Origin of the sequence: Pseudomonas sp. 43(2021), from assembly GCF_017490805.1 — a bacterium.
Classification (GTDB): Bacteria; Pseudomonadota; Gammaproteobacteria; order Pseudomonadales; family Pseudomonadaceae; genus Aquipseudomonas.
The window spans coordinates 1-493 of record NZ_JAFGYJ010000343.1; the positions used below are offsets into that span (position 1 = coordinate 1).

Sequence of the window (493 nt, forward strand, 5' to 3'; positions counted from 1 at the left end):
GTGGTTGTAATAACAGGAGCCTTCAGCGAGCGGACCCAACACCCAGATGTCATGCACCGCTTCGCCGCTGTTCGACCTTGGGTTGCACGCCGCGTCGACATCGATGCCGTCGATGCCCGGCACATCGGTGCGTGGACGCACAAGGCCCAAGCGCGCGAGGTCGCGCACAGGTGCGCAGTCGCTGTGGGTGACGCCGCTGCTCTGGACGTAACCGGCGACTCGCTTGAAGTGCTCGATCGCGGGGCGTGAGCCAGGCTTGAGAAAGGTCAGCAAACCGGCATCACACAGCGCGAGCAGATCGGCGTGGCGCTCCTTCTGCGGGCCGGCGACCAGACGATTGATCGCCTTGTGCCAGCGGCCATAGAACTGCCGATGCGAATCTTCGGTGAGCCCGTCGAAATCGACCGCCTCACGCAGCCGGTCCCGCAAGTCGCGCCAGACTTCGATGGCGGCTTTGATCGGCGACGCGCCGCGTCCCAGGTGTGCTTCATGC

Annotated in this window: 1 pseudogene; it reads right to left on the bottom strand. The window is 64.9% G+C overall.

Annotated features, from left to right (window positions below):
- Nucleotides 1–493, bottom strand: a pseudogene (locus J5M71_RS27545) (adhesin); the annotation flags it as partial.